At 53.3% G+C, this 9,952-nt stretch carries 8 protein-coding genes; 1 reads left to right on the top strand and 7 read right to left on the bottom strand.

Annotated elements, in window-relative coordinates; genetic code table 11:
* Window positions 1-51: 51 nt before the first annotated feature.
* A complete protein-coding gene (locus QZ197_RS12370; RefSeq protein WP_296432312.1) occupies window positions 52-549 on the bottom strand; it encodes a hypothetical protein in 498 nt (165 codons plus the stop codon).
* Window positions 550-1,411: 862 nt separating this feature from the next.
* Here QZ197_RS12370 and QZ197_RS12365 point away from each other — a divergent pair.
* Window positions 1,412-2,950 carry an AMP-binding protein gene (locus QZ197_RS12365; protein WP_296432310.1) on the top strand — a complete coding sequence of 513 codons (1,539 nt, stop codon included), beginning with the start codon at window positions 1,412-1,414 and terminating at the stop codon, window positions 2,948-2,950.
* 310 nt (window positions 2,951-3,260) lie between these two features.
* On the opposite strand, the gene QZ197_RS12360 is transcribed toward QZ197_RS12365, so the two are convergent.
* The 6 genes from QZ197_RS12360 to QZ197_RS12335 form a co-directional block, all read right to left on the bottom strand.
* Window positions 3,261-4,220, bottom strand: coding sequence for an XdhC family protein (locus QZ197_RS12360; RefSeq protein WP_296432309.1), 960 nt, complete (start codon window positions 4,218-4,220; stop codon window positions 3,261-3,263).
* A gap of 60 nt (window positions 4,221-4,280) precedes the next feature.
* Entirely contained in the window at window positions 4,281-5,069 is a 789-nt protein-coding gene (locus QZ197_RS12355; protein ID WP_296432308.1) for an FAD binding domain-containing protein, read from the bottom strand.
* Between the two features lie 54 nt (window positions 5,070-5,123).
* A complete protein-coding gene (locus tag QZ197_RS12350) occupies window positions 5,124-7,493 on the bottom strand; it encodes a xanthine dehydrogenase family protein molybdopterin-binding subunit (protein ID WP_296432307.1) in 2,370 nt (789 codons plus the stop codon).
* Between the two features lie 13 nt (window positions 7,494-7,506).
* A complete protein-coding gene (locus tag QZ197_RS12345; RefSeq protein ID WP_296432306.1) occupies window positions 7,507-7,989 on the bottom strand; it encodes a (2Fe-2S)-binding protein in 483 nt (160 codons plus the stop codon).
* Between the two features lie 33 nt (window positions 7,990-8,022).
* Window positions 8,023-8,538: a carbon monoxide dehydrogenase subunit G gene (locus tag QZ197_RS12340; RefSeq protein ID WP_296432305.1), complete on the bottom strand. Its 516-nt coding sequence runs from the start codon at window positions 8,536-8,538 to the stop codon at window positions 8,023-8,025.
* 109 nt (window positions 8,539-8,647) lie between these two features.
* A complete protein-coding gene (locus tag QZ197_RS12335) occupies window positions 8,648-9,454 on the bottom strand; it encodes a GAF domain-containing protein (protein WP_296432304.1) in 807 nt (268 codons plus the stop codon).
* Between the last annotated feature and the right edge of the window lie 498 nt (window positions 9,455-9,952).

Here is a 9,952-nt window from a genome sequence, read left to right as displayed (position 1 = left end):
TGCGCCGGACGAAAATCCGGGCAGCGACTACAATGAACAGTTTTGTGCAAGCTATGCAGTAGGTTCAACCCGACCATCTTTGTGGATTAAAGCCATATCTAGTTCTATATAATCCATATCGAACTCAAGAGGATTCACGGTTTGAACATTCTCAAACGGTGCAATCACCTCGTCGATAATGAGGTTGTAGTCGTCGAGCAGACACTTAGTGACAATCTCTGGCACATTAACGCCATCAAATACTGCTGAAACTGCTTTATTGTTCAGCTGCGTCGCAATTGTTCCAAGCTGATAGAAGAGAGCTTGGGTACAGACCAGAGACTTGCCATCCCGAATGAGCATCTCTGCGTGATCACTCTTGTTGCCGTCGGTATCGACAGGTTCCGTGATCCGGAAGTCAGATGATTTGTGGGCACCTTCAATAAACCGACCTACTTCTGATAGGGACGGAACTACTGCAAGGTACTTTTCCTTTTTGTTCAAGCTGCCAAGTATTTCTGTTGATTTTCCATAGCCACATGGGCCGTCGACAATCCTGATGTGGGTCATAAAATGACCTCCTTTGGTTGCGGTCACTTGGACCAATGAGTTGTGATGGGGGAATCAACGGATGCCAAAATCATGCTGAAGTGATTGGCTTGAGGTTGATGAGTGAGACATTCGCCAAGTAGCGGGGCGTGTAGTAAAACTGTTTAGGCGTCAGACATGCCAATGACCCCAGAGAACCGGTGAGGCTTCCTGAGGTTGATTGCTGTCTCTTAATTTAAGGGTCTTGGTTATTCTATCGTGAGAGATGGCCCGTTTAAGGGGACATAGTCGTGTGCTTTCTTCTTAGTGGAGGATTAGGCGGTTTACTGGGTATTTGCTTGGTTATATCTCATTGAGAGGCATTAAGGTTTTGGGCCCAATGCCTTTGGCCGCTTTCCTGCATGTTCATATGGTGTGCGTGCCCACGATTGAGGTCACACAAAAATACTATAATCCATGAAGACTTTCTAAAGACTTATCTTACAGGTCGTACCGTTATTAGCTATATTTTACAGTCACTTAAGACACGTTCACTCCACGCCAAATGGAGTCCACCGAAAAACATCAATGTAGTGTGGAATTACTAAGCTTAGAGTCAGAACCCATGAATCAAAAAACTACCTAATATCGCCAATGCGGACCTTAGTTCATCCCGCAGCGAACGGCAGCAACGAGCCCAAAGAGGACATCATCAAAGGCTATCATAATCCGAGAACCCGGACTGGTTCCCGCACCAACAATTTAGGCAAAACTCGATCGTGAGGAATAATGCGGAAACATAGATCAGCGACATTCCGGATTGAAAAACGTATCGGTGTGATTAGAATTGTTTCGTTTGGTCGTACCCGCGCCATGTGCCATGATCCTCGAAATGGAGGAGCCAATGGCAATTTTTAGTAGCCCTTTTCCCGATGTTGCAATCACAGATCAATCCATCACGGAGCGGGTATTTTCCAACCTTGTCAATCGCCCCGACGAGGTTGTTTTGATCGACGGCCCAACCGGGCATAGCCTGACAGCGGCGGCCTTTATGGATCAAGTTAAGCGTTTGGCTGGCGGATTGACCGCGCAGGGTCTTGGTTCCGGTAAGACAATTGCCCTTATGGCCCCCAATATACCTGAATACTGTGTAATATTTCATGGCGTTGCTTGGGCGGGTGGGACCATCACCACATTGAACCCTGGCTACACTGGTCCGGAAGTTGCGCATCAATTGGCCGATGCAAATTCGGATATTCTCATTACGATCTCCGATTTTGTCGAGACTGCAAAATTGGGCGCCGGGGAACGTCAAGTGATTGCCATTGGAACGCCAGAGTACGAAGCACTCTTTGGTCCGCCACTTGAGGCCCAGATACCCGTTGATCTTGATGCGCATACCGTCGTGTTGCCCTACTCCTCGGGCACTACGGGGCTGCCAAAGGGCGTGATGCTGTCCCATCGCAATTTGGTGGTCAACGTAGATCAAACAATCATCGCAGGAGATTTCCAACCCGGTGAGAGCACGGCGGGCTTTTTGCCACTGTTTCATATCTACGGGATGACCGTGTTGATGAACCTGCATTTGGCGGGCGGTGGCACATTGGTGACAATGCCACGTTTCGATCTGCCGATGTTCTTGCAAATCAGTCAGGAACACAAAGCGCGACGCATGTGGGTTGTGCCTCCAGTCGCGATTGCGTTGGCGAAACACCCGTTGGTTGATGACTATGATTTGAGCCACCTTGAGCTTGTCTTTATCGCGGCCGCGCCGTCTGGCCCCGAACTCACCGATGCTGTTGCGTCGCGACTGAGCTGCACCACCTTGCAGGGTTTCGGGATGACCGAACTTAGCCCTGTGTCCCACGTTGTTCCCTGCAACGCCCCTCGATCCGGAGCCGCGGGCATCGTGATACCCAACACGAGCTGTCAAATCGTCAATCCGGACAGCGGTCAGGGCTTGGATGTTGGCCAAGAAGGTGAGTTGTGGATTAAGGGTCCGCAAGTCATGCAAGGCTATCTGAACAACGCCAAAGCAACGGCCGAAACGATCACCGCAGATGGCTGGCTGCGCACCGGTGATATCGCCCGTATCGACGAAGATGGTTACATGTTCATCGTCGACCGTTTGAAGGAGCTGATCAAATACAAAGGGTTTCAGATAGCACCCGCAGAGCTGGAGGCAGTGTTGGTTGCCATGGATGGCATCGCCGACGCTGCAGTCATTGGGATGCCTGACGACGAAGCAGGCGAATTGCCGATTGCATTTGTCGTTCGCAGCGAGGGTGGTCCGACAGACGCCGCCATTAACGCCCATTTTGTCGACAAATTAGCGACCTATAAACAGCTTCACAAAATTAGGTTTGTCGACGAAATACCTAAATCCGCATCCGGCAAAATCCTGCGACGGTTCCTACGGGACCAAGTCGCCCAAGAAAGTTAACAGAATCCAAAGGTTGGCCCGATTGAACGTAGATATGGGCTCAACGCAGGCCTTCGTGGCGGATGCCAGGGGTTTGGTTGGTTGATGTCCGCTCTGCGGGACAAACTTGTCTTTCAGCTAGAGACAACGCTCGTTAATCCAAGCGGACGTCATTGCCAGTTTAACTGTAGCTTTGGCGAATGATTTTAACTGGTAGTCGAAATGCTTTTGTCACTTTGGGAAGGCGGGATTTTCCTACGGTTATCGTTGTAGGACTTTTTGCGCGGTAAGCACAAATGTGACAGATTTCTTCCCATCTAGGCGCACCTCGCTACCTCTCTTTGTCGAAACGCTCCTTGTTCACGTCCATTGCCAATGCCAGAATTTCAGCCAAGACAGAAACGGCAAGTGTTCCGGCATCGCGCGCCGAAGCGATCAGTCCGACAGGGCCGTGCAACCTTTCAATATTGGCGGCGCTAACGTTCATTGATTGTAGCGTAGCGATCCGCGCATCGCGCGCCCGCTGACTACCCTGCGATCCAATATAGAATGCATCTGTTTTCAACGCGCCCTGCAGGATGGGCGGCTCCCATTCATGGTCGTGAAAGAACAAGATGATGGCTGTCCGGTCGTCGATTTGCAAATCCTTCGGAAAGTTTTGTTGCGTCAGATGATGCGTCAAACAGCCGAACGCTTCACTTGCCTCAAGTGTCTCAACGTCCGGTGACAATAGCAGGTTCGGGTAACCGGCAGATTGTACAAGGGCGGCGAACGTACTTGCCTCGGGTCCTTTGCCGAAGATCACAAAGTGGATGGCAGGATAAAAACAGACGGTCAAATTTTGACCGTTTCTTCCAGTTGGGCCAGTGTGTTGCGCCGCCATTTCCCCCGTATCCATGTTTATGAAAAGGCTGCATTTCTGCCGCTGCACCTGACGCGCGGCAATTTCGCCAAGTGCGGTTGTGTCGGGGTTCGGAAGAAGCAAAATATCAAGACCCCCGCCACAGGGCAGTTCGATATCCACATAGGGTGATCCCTTCCCATATCGGATCAGGCGTGGTGTCCCGGCTGAAAGCGCTTGCGCGGCATGCAGCGCGATGTCTGCTTCAATGCACCCTGACGAAAGAGTGCCCAACCGCGTGCCATCAGCCAAGACCGCCATCATTGCGCCCATCGGGCGGTAAGACGGGCCTTGAATACCAGCGATAATCGCAAGGACACCTTCGCCAGGTGCATCAAGCAGCGCCCGGATTGGATCTGCCCCAGCAGAACGCGCTTGAAAGGTTGTCATCATAAAAAAACGCAGGGCAGCGAAAACTGCCCCGCTTTGAACTTATTCATTGTCACGCTATCAGCTGCTTGCAACCACGGCCCGGCGGGTCAAGACGCCGACCAAATGGGCGCGGTATTCAGCTGACCCATGCAAATCAGTGATCATGTCAGTTGCGTCACCAGACATGTCCTCGATTGCTCTCGCCGAAAAATCACCGTTCAGCGCCGTTTCAGCCTCGGTCCAGCGATAGACGCCCCCGTTCGAGGCACCTGTGACGGCCACACGTACACCGTCGGCTGTCTTCGCCACAAACACCCCAACAAGCGCAAACCGCGAAGCTGGCTGAACGAATTTCTGATAATTGCTCTTTTCCGGAATGGGAAAGCTGACCGCCGTGACGATTTCAGTCTCGTCCAATGCGGTTTCAAACATGCCCTGAAAGTAGTTGTCTGCAAGAATGTCACGTTTGTTGGTGGTGATGGTGGCACCTGATGCCAATGCCGCCGCAGGATAGCAGGCAGCGGGATCGTTGTTTGCCAACGAGCCACCGATGGTGCCACGGTTGCGGACTGCCGGATCGCCGATACCATCGGCCAAGGCGGACAGTCCAGGATAGCTGGCGGCCGCATCTGTTGCGACCTGCGCGTGGGTTGTGCCCCCACCGATTGTAAGCGTCGTGCCAGCTTTACTAACGCCGACCATGCCTTCTACGTCGGTCAGGCTAACCAGAATCTCAGGCATAGCGAGCCGTTGTTTCATGGTCGGAAGCAGGGTTTGCCCGCCCCCCAAGGCCTGCGCGCCTTCGGCTGACATCGCTTTTGCGGCGTCTTCTACTGTCGTTGGTTTGGTGAATTCAAAGTTATACATCTGTTTCTCCTCTCTGGTGGGTGGGCCAGGCGTACTGCCCCACCTCGATCCAGATCATGCGTTCATCGCTGCCCAGACACGCGCGGGGGATACCGGCATGTCGATGTGTTCCACGTCGTAGCCGCCGCGCTGAAGCGCATCGATGACGGCGTTAACGACAGTGGGCGGCGATCCAATCGCGCCAGCCTCGCCGCAGCCCTTGGCCCCGATGGGGTTGTGGGTGCAGGGGGTAGCGTTGCTGTGATCGACTACAAAGTTTGGCAGATCATCGGCTCGTGGCATGGCGTAATCCATAAACGATCCCGACAAGAGTTGCCCGTTTTCGTCATAAATCCCATGTTCCAACAAGGCCTGACCAATGCCTTGGGCCAAGCCGCCCTGCACCTGACCCGTCACGATCATCGGATTGACCACATTCCCGAAATCATCAATCGCGACCATTGCGCAGATGTCGACCTTGCCGGTTTCTGGATCCACTTCGACCTCGCAACCATACGCACCCGATGGGTAGGTAAAGTTCGCTGGATCATAGAACGCGGTCTCCTCTAGGCCCGGTTCAATGAACTCAATCGGGAAGTCGTGCGGGATATAGGCCTTGAGCGCTACTTCTCCAAAGCTGACCTTTTTGTTGGTGCCTTTTACTGCGAAGTCACCATCGGTGAAATCGACGTTTTCAGGTTCGTCTTCCAACATATGTGCTGCGATCAGCGTCGCCTTCTTGATGATCTTCTCGGTTGCACGAAATACTGCAGAGCCACAAACAGCAAGGCTGCGCGATCCGTATGTCCCCATCCCGAATGGAATTTTTGAGGTATCACCATGGACGATATCAATCGACAATGGATCGATACCAAGCATATCCGCCACGATTTGAGGGAAGGCCGTCTCGTGACCTTGTCCGTGACTATGCGCGCCCACCATGACAGAGATATTGCCCGTGGCGTTTACCCGTACGGTCGCGGCATCATAAAGACCCACCCGAGCCCCAAGGATTCCCACCAAATTTGATGGAGCGATGCCGCATGCCTCAACATAGCTGTTGATTCCAAGACCGCGCAGCTTGCCGTTCTTCTTGCTCTCGGCGCAGCGCGCTTCGAAGCCATCCAGATTTGCGCGCTTTTCCAGCGCATCCATCAGCGCATCATAGTTGCCGCTGTCATATTCTAGCCCTGCCGCAGAGGCGAAGGGGTACTGGTCTGGCTTGATGAAGTTCTTGCGCCGCAGTTCGATCGGATTGATCCCCAATTCGCGGGCGGCCTTGTCGATCACACGTTCAAGGCTGAACGACGCCTCGGGGCGGCCCGCACCACGGTACGCATCCACAGGGGCGGTGTTGGTGAAAACGGCTTTGACGTTCACGTAGACATTGGGCACCGTGTAATTGCCCGCCATCAACGTGCCATGCAAGAACGTGGGTGTCACGGTCGAGAAATTCGACAGATACGCGCCCACGTTGGCCATGGTTTCCGTACGGAAGGCAATAAATGTGCCGTCTTTTTCACAAGCCAGTTCGATCTTGGTGACGTGGTCACGACCATGGGCATCTGACAAAAACGCCTCAGTCCTTGTCGAAGTCCATTTGACGGGGCGGTTCAGCTTTTTCGCAGCTGCCAAGACCAAAGCCTCTTCACCATAATGGTAGATTTTTGATCCAAATCCACCACCAACATCAGGGGAATGAACTGTGAGTTTATTTTCTGGGATACCCAAAACAAACGCGCTGATCAAAAGCCGCGTCAGGTGCGGATTCTGCGAGGTTGTCGTCAGTTTGTAGTCACCTGTACCCGGTTCATATTCCCCGATGGAACACCGCGGTTCCATGGCGTTCGGAACAAGGCGGTTGTTGACCAGTTCCAGCGTCGTGACGTGTGGTGCTGCTTTGATCGCCGCGTCAGTTGCTGCGCGGTTGTCTTCGATCCACCCCCAATCAAAACACTGGTTGGTGCCGATTTCATCGTGAACCAGCGTTTTATCATTGGCCAAAGCATCAGCCATTTTCACAACCGCGTCGAGCTCATCAATGTCAGCCTCAATCGCTTCGACAGCGTCCATGGCCTGTTCCAGCGTTTCTGCAATGACAGCGGCGTAGGCGTCGCCCACATGGCGCACTTTGCCATAGGCCAACACGGGCCGTTTGGGTTCTTTCATCGGCTCGCCATCTCGGCTGTTGATCAACCAGCCCGCGGGGTTACCGCCGACTTCTGCAAAGTCTTCGCCCGTGAACACAGCCAAGACGCCGGGCATGCCAGCGGCCGCCACAGTGTCGATGCTGTTAATCTTGCCATTCGCCACGTTTGATCGCGCAAAGGCGCAATAACTGGTCTTGGCGGGCGTGTGATCGTCGCAATATTTGCCCAGTCCCATCAGAAAGCGCACATCTTCGCGGCGTTTGGTCGCGTGACCCATTCCACCATCTGCTGCCATGTCGATATCCTCCCTATTCGGCGGCAATTGCGGAATTTTGTCCGCTTGCTGCCATGATTGCGTTCACGATGCCTTGGTATCCGGTACAGCGGCAAATATTGCCTTCAAGATGGTCGCGGATTTCGGCCTCGGTTGGCTTTGGATTTTCTTCTAACAGCGCGGCGGCGGTCATGATCATACCTGGTGTGCAAAATCCGCACTGAAGACCGTGGTGATCCTGAAACGCCTGTTGGATCACGTTCAGCGATCCATCCGCGTCTGCTTGGCCCTCAATTGTGCTGACTTCGGCTCCGTCGGCCTCAACTGCGAAAATCGTGCAAGATTTCACAGCCTTGCCGTTCACATGCACGACGCAGGCGCCGCATTGGCTGGTGTCACACCCAATATGCGTGCCGGTCATCCCCAGATTTTCACGCAAAGCCGCGGCAAGAACCGTTCGGTTCTCAACCTCAGCCGAAACGGATGTTCCGTTCACATTCATCGAAATTGTCGGCATATCTTCCTCCCTAAAGATCGCCAGATCGCTGCGTCAGCCTAGCAAACGCCCGATCCAGCCTTTTTTTGGTTTGTCATCTTCTTCAGCGCCCTCATCGAATTCAGTGGGGTCCTCCAACCCCTCCTGAAACCTTTCAAAGAACTGATCGGCAAGCTTCTTGGTGAACCCATCAATGATACGGCTGCCCAGTTGGGCCAGCTTGCCGCCGACCTTCGCCTCTACGTCGTAGCTGAGCCGCGTGCCATCATCGCCCAAGTCTTCAAAGGACACTTTTGCAGACCCCTTGGCAAACCCCGCAGGCCCGCCCTTACCGTGACCCGTTAGAACAAGGCTTTCGCCTTCAACGATATCAGAAATTTCGACCATCCCTTTGAACGTCGCCTTTACTGGGCCGACCTTTTGAACAACGACAGCTTCAAAGCCATCAGTGGCGGACCCTGTTAATTCGGTGCAGCCAGGAATGCACGTCTTCAGGACCTCAGCATCTAGGATTGCGGACCATACCACTGCGCGGGGTGCCGCGATCTCTCTGATGTCGGCTAAGTTCATATGGCCCTCCCAGACTCTCGGGGTCAGATCAACAAGAATGGCAAGGTTTGTGAAGCCACTGGAGTAAGTTGGCGAGGCTTCCTTGTCTCAAAACTGAGACAGGGTCAGCTCAATTATTAATTTTGAGGTCTTTCATGCGCCGATAAAGCGTGGCGCGCGAGACGCCAAGTTCCCGTGCTGCAAGGCTCACGTTATTATCTGCACGTACTAATGCACGCACAACAGCCGCCTTCTGCGCGCGTTCAAAGCCTTTAGATGTTGTGTCTTGCCCGATCAAATCCCCAACTGGGACGGTCTTGAGTTCACCTTCTGCTTGCAGACCGAAAGCCCGCCGTGCGGCGCGGGTTGCACCAACAACAATATCGTCGGACGTAGCAGCAAGCAATGACACACCTTCCGATGCATCATCGACGACAAGAATACGGGCGGTGCTGAATGTTTCCCTGAAATGGTCTGCCTCGATGCTTCGGGCTGCCTGCCGGACCAATTCCAAGATCATACCGTTCATTGCCGAGGTCTGATCAACACGCGCCGAGGATACATCAAGTGCAGCCACAATCTCGCCCTGGGCGCCATAGACTGGCGCGTCGATACAGCTCATCGCGATATTACCGGCCATAAAGTGCTGATCCCGGTGGATAATAACGTCCCGACGTTCAACAAGGCACGTACCGATCCCATTGGTACCTTGTACAGACTCGCTCCAATCCGCGCCAGCGCCAAGGCCCCAATCTTGAAAGATCGGGGCATCAGCCCCTTGGAACCTATGATCGATGATAAAACCTTGCTTATCGGATAAAACAACGCCGCAGCCAGAGCTGCCAACAAGCGCAAACAATTGATCAAGCCGCGGTTTGGCGATGGCGGCCACGCCGCCAAGGGCTTCTTTACGTTGGGCGATCTCAGCAGCTGACAAATATTCAGACAGCCGCTTTTGCCCCGGGTCCAGCCCGTGCTGCGCAACCGATCTACACCAAGATGCCGCAAGCCGAGACTGCGCAGCAGCACTTGATCCCACCGCTTGGAAAATCTTATCAATATGTAAACCGACAGATGTGATCTTTGGCTCCTCCCAGAGAAAGGAGAGCTTACAACAGTTGGCCAGTTACTCAAGTTTATGCACGCAAATCGCGTTGCCCAAGTTCAAACCTGACAAAAGGGCCGAGGCTTTTGTGCTCTGGGTATCACTCCTTGTTCCTCTTGGCAGTTGGCTTTGGAAATGCCAAAAACGTGGAATTCCACCAAAATTACGTTCACACCACTTTCGCAACGCGCGTCTGAAAACCGCGCACGGTATTTTGCGCTGCAGATCCAACTCTACTTGAAGCGGACCTTCGCAATAGACTTGTTGAGGTCCGTTTTGTCCTGTGTGGATGGCTCCTTTTTTGCAAGTCCTTTTTCGTGCATGGCATTT

This window comes from Yoonia sp., assembly GCF_017854415.1.
In the GTDB taxonomy this organism is placed as follows: Bacteria; Pseudomonadota; Alphaproteobacteria; order Rhodobacterales; family Rhodobacteraceae; genus Yoonia.
This window is presented reverse-complemented; position numbering and strand designations above follow the sequence as displayed.

Bases quoted from the DNA above. Each gene is read 5' to 3' on its own strand.
- QZ197_RS12370 (WP_296432312.1), bottom strand. From the start codon at position 549: ATGACCCACATCAGGATTGTCGACGGCCCATGTGGCTATGGAAAATCA.
- QZ197_RS12365 (WP_296432310.1), top strand. From the start codon at position 1,412: ATGGCAATTTTTAGTAGCCCTTTTCCCGATGTTGCAATCACAGATCAA.
- QZ197_RS12360 (WP_296432309.1), bottom strand. From the start codon at position 4,220: ATGACAACCTTTCAAGCGCGTTCTGCTGGGGCAGATCCAATCCGGGCG.
- QZ197_RS12355 (WP_296432308.1), bottom strand. From the start codon at position 5,069: ATGTATAACTTTGAATTCACCAAACCAACGACAGTAGAAGACGCCGCA.
- QZ197_RS12350 (WP_296432307.1), bottom strand. From the start codon at position 7,493: ATGGCAGCAGATGGTGGAATGGGTCACGCGACCAAACGCCGCGAAGAT.
- QZ197_RS12345 (WP_296432306.1), bottom strand. From the start codon at position 7,989: ATGCCGACAATTTCGATGAATGTGAACGGAACATCCGTTTCGGCTGAG.
- QZ197_RS12340 (WP_296432305.1), bottom strand. From the start codon at position 8,538: ATGAACTTAGCCGACATCAGAGAGATCGCGGCACCCCGCGCAGTGGTA.